Raw genomic sequence first — 4,518 nt, forward strand, 5'->3', positions numbered from 1 at the left:
GCCAACACCTACCTCGACGCCCTCGCCCACCACCGCCACCACCACGGCCAACCCGCCACCAGCCTCGCCTGGGGCTACTGGAAACACACCACCAACCTCACCCAACACCTCACCCACACCGAAGTCCGCAAGGTCACCCACGGCGCACAAGCCCTGGAGACCAGCCACGCCCTCCACCTCCTCGACACCGCACTCACCACCGGCCGACCCCACCACCTCTGCCTCCCCCTCACCCCCCACACACTCCGCACCACCCACACCACCCCCACACTCCTCAACGACCTCACACCACACCCCACCCGACGACGCACCGCCGCCACCCACTCCCCCACCACCGCCGGCGCCCTCGCCCAAGAACTCGCGACACTCCCCGAAACAGACCGCCACCACCGCCTGCTCAACCTCGTCCGCAGCAACATCGCCGCCGTCCTCGGCCACAACACACCCGACGCCATCGACCCCCAACGCCCCTTCAAAGACCTCGGCTTCGACTCCCTCACCGCCGTAGAACTCCGCAACCGCCTCACCAACACCACCAACCAACGCCTCCCCGCCACCCTCATCTTCGACCACCCCACCCCCCAAACCCTCACCACCCACCTCCTCAACCAACTCCTCAACACCCCGACCCACACCCCCACCACCACCCACACCACCCCCACCACCAACACCACCACCGACCCCATCGCCATCATCGCCACCGCATGCCGCTACCCCGGCGGAGTTCGCGATGCGCAGGCTCTGTGGGATCTCGTCAACGCCGGTGTCGACGCCGTCGGCGATCTGCCGACCAACCGCGGTTGGGATCTGGAGAACCTCTACGACCCCGACCCGGACGCCACCGGGAAGACCTACACACGCCACGGCGCCTTCCTCCACGACGCCGACCAGTTCGACGCCGACTTCTTCCACATGAACCCCCGCGAAGCCCTCGCCACCGACCCCCAACAACGCCTCCTCCTCGAAACAGCCTGGGAAGCCTTCGAACACGCCGACATCGACCCCACCACCCTCAAAGGCACCAACACCGGCGTCTTCACCGGAGTCATCTCGCAGGACTATCTGCTGCGGCTGAACCAGAACCCGGAGGGGCTGGAGGGCTATATCGCCACGGGTAGTTCGGGCAGTGTGGCCTCGGGTCGGGTGGCGTACACGTTCGGGCTGGAGGGCCCGGCCCTGACAGTGGACACGGCCTGCTCCTCATCCCTGGTCGCTCTGCACCTGGCGGCCCAATCCCTCAGCCAGGGTGAGTGCGACATGGCTCTGGCGGGTGGTGCCACCATCATGGCCACGCCGGGCACCTTCCAGGTCTTCTCCCGTCAGCGCGGACTGGCTCCCGACGGCCGCTGCAAGCCGTTCGCCGACGCCGCCGACGGCACCGGCTGGGGAGAAGGCGCCGGACTCGTCCTCCTCGAACGCCTCTCCGACGCCCAGCGCAACGGCCACCCCATCCTCGCCGTACTCCGCGGCTCAGCCATCAACCAGGACGGCGCCTCCAACGGCCTCACCGCACCCAACGGACCCTCCCAGCAACGCGTCATCGAACAAGCCCTCGCCAACGCACAGTTGACCGCCGACCAGATCGACGCCGTAGAAGCCCACGGCACCGGCACCACCCTCGGCGACCCCATCGAGGCACAGGCGCTGCTGGCGACCTACGGACGCGCCCACTCCGCCGAACGGCCGCTGTGGCTGGGGTCGGTGAAGTCCAACATCGGCCACACCCAAGCCGCCGCCGGCGTCGCCGGTGTCATCAAGATGGTGCAGGCGATACGGCACGGCCGACTCCCGCAAACCCTTCACGTTGATCAGCCATCGACTCACGTGGAGTGGTCCACGGGCCATGTCGCTCTCCTGACGGAGGCACGGTCCTGGCCGGAGACGAGTGAGCCGCGGCGGGCGGCGGTGTCGTCGTTCGGTATGAGCGGGACCAACGCCCACGTCATCCTGGAGGCGGCACCGGAACTCGCCGAGACACAGCCGCAGGAACAGCACGCCGGGCCGGTACCGGTCATCATCTCCGCACGAACCCCGCAAGCCCTCGCCGAAGCAGGCCGCCAACTGGCCACCTACCTCGAAACCCACCCCGAGGCAGAAGTCGCCCCACTGGCAACCCGCCTGTGGTCCGCGCGGGCGAAGATGGAACACCGCGCAGGGATCGTCACGGACAACACCGATGAGCTGCGCGCCGCGTTGACGGCGTTGGCGGAGGGCAGCGGTCATCCCGCCCTCGTCATCGGCCCCGGCACCACCTCACCCGGCAAAACCGCGTTCGTGTTCCCCGGCCAGGGCTCGCAATGGGCCGGTATGGGACGACGGCTCGCCGCCGAGGAGCCGCTCTTCGCCGCGCACCTGGCCGCCTGCCAGGAAGAACTGTCCCGCTGGTGCGACTGGAACCTCCTCGACACCCTCACCAGCGACGACGAGAACGCCCTGGCCAGGGTGGAAGTGGTCCAACCGGCCCTCTTCGCGGTCATGACCGGCATCGCCCGGCTCCTGGAACACTACGGCGTACGACCGGACGCGGTCATCGGGCACTCCCAGGGTGAGATCGCCGCCGCCCACATCGCCGGGGCGCTGACTCTGCCCGACGCCATCGCAGTCGTCACCCTGCGCGCCCAGGCCCTGCGCCAGCTCGCCGGAACAGGAACCATGGCGTCCTTCCCGCTCCCCGCAGACGCACTCACGGAACTCCCCGACGGCGTCCACCTGGCCGCCGTCAACGGACCCGCCACCACCATCCTCGCCGGCGACACCACCACCCTCACAACACTCGTGGAAAGCCACCAGCAGCGCGGCATCCGGGCACGACTGATCTCCGTCGACTACGCCTCCCACACCCCAGCCGTCGAAGCACTACGGGAAACAATCCTCACCGACCTCACCGAGCGCGCCCGCATACAGCCCACCACACCCACCATCCCCTTCTACTCCACCCACACCGGCGGCCTCCTGCCCGAAGACCGACCCCTGGACGCCACCTACTGGATCGACAACCTCCGCCACCCCGTCCACTTCCACGCAACAGCACTCAAGCTCCTGGACGACGGCCACCACACCGTCATCGAAACCAGCCCCCACCCCGTACTCGCCGCAGCCCTCACCGACACCCTCGGCGCACACCCCGCCGACGCCCACCACCACCCCACCCTCACCCGCCACCACGACACCACCGCCCGACTCCTCACCACCCTCACCACCCTCCACACCCACCACCACACCATCGACCTGTCCCAGCACCTCCCCCAGCAACCCACCCACCTCGACCTCCCCACCTACCCCTTCCAGCACCAGCCCTACTGGCTCCACACCCCCACCCACATCACCAACGCCGGCGACCTCGGACTGACCGCAGTCGAACACCCCTTGCTCAGCACCATCACTCAGCTCGCCGACTCGAACAGCACCGTCCTGTCCGGCCGCATCGGCCTCAAGACCCACCCCTGGCTCGCCGACCACGCCGTCGCCGGAACCGTCCTCCTCCCCGGAACCGCCCTCGTCGACCTCGCCCTCCACGCCGGAGACCACACCAGCACCACCCACCTCGAAGAACTCACCCTCCACACACCACTCATCCTGGACGACACGACCAGCCGCGACCTCCAGATCACCACGGTCTCCGAGGCAAACGGGCAGCAGATCACCATCCACTCCCGCCCCCACACGGATGACCCGGACGCCACCGACTCCGAGTGGACCTGCCACGCCACCGGCACCCTCACCACCACAGACGAACCCACCCAGCCCATCACACAATGGCCACCCACCGGGGCACAACCGGTCGACGCCACCACCCTCTACGAGCACCTGGCCGAGGCGGGCTACGAGTACGGCCCCACCTTCCAGGGCGTCACCGCGGTCTGGTCACAAACCGACGGCACCCTCCACGCCGAAGTCACCCTGCCCGAAGACACCGACCCCACCGGACACACCATCCACCCGGCCCTCCTCGACGCAACCCTCCACCCCCTCGCCACCACCAACAGCAGCACGCACAGTGACGTACGACTGCCGTTCGCCTGGACCGGCGTCACCATCCACGCCACCAACGCCACCCACCTCCGCGTGACCCTCACCACCACCGGCAACGACATCACCGTCCGGGCCTGGGACCCCACCGGCGCACCCGTCGCCACCGTCAACACCCTCGCCACCCGCCCCATCGACCCCACCACACTCCACAAAAGCCCCGGCACGAGCACCCGCAACAGCCTCTTCCACCTCACCTGGAAGCCGGTTGAAGCAAGCGGCGAAGGTGTGGACGAGGACGAGTTCGACATCTACACGGCCCCAGTCGACCTGGACGACCAGAACCCCGCAGCAGCACATGCCGCGACAGAAGCACTCTTGACTCACCTCCAGCAGTGGCTGTCCACCAACGACGACACCGACCGCCGCCTCGTCATCCTCACCCAGGGCGCAATAGCCACCAGCCCCACGGAAGACATCCACCTGGCCCACGCCCCCCTCTGGGGCCTGACCCGCACCGCACAGAACGAACACCCGAACCGCATCCAC

At 68.4% G+C, this 4,518-nt stretch carries 1 protein-coding gene; it reads left to right on the forward strand.

The features are described 5' to 3' along the window. Positions 1-4,518: beta-ketoacyl synthase N-terminal-like domain-containing protein (locus ACIQNG_RS39045; protein WP_401492009.1), on the forward strand; the 4,518-nt coding region annotated here is incomplete at both ends.

The sequence above is a fragment of the Streptomyces sp. NPDC091377 genome (assembly GCF_044757045.1).
Classification (GTDB): Bacteria; Actinomycetota; Actinomycetes; order Streptomycetales; family Streptomycetaceae; genus Streptomyces.